We start from the raw sequence: 225 nt of genomic DNA, 5'->3' as shown, positions 1-225 counted from the left end.
ATTGGCAGACGATGCTTAAAAGCGCCCGCACTTCATTCTACGCCGCCTGCACCGGGTGGGTACCCCGTACGCTTGCTAACGGCGCTGGCTGACGCACAATAAGCAGAATTTATACCAATGTCATCAAGTTAAGTAAATCTTATACCCTGTCATCCTGAACGATAGTGAAGGATCTCTTTTCTTAAAAGCAATTTGCCTACACGGGATGCTTCGTCCCTACCAATG

Origin of the sequence: Dysgonomonas sp. 521 (assembly GCF_010501055.1) — a bacterium.
Taxonomy (GTDB): domain Bacteria; phylum Bacteroidota; class Bacteroidia; order Bacteroidales; family Dysgonomonadaceae; genus Dysgonomonas.
Note: the sequence above shows the minus strand (reverse complement) of the source record.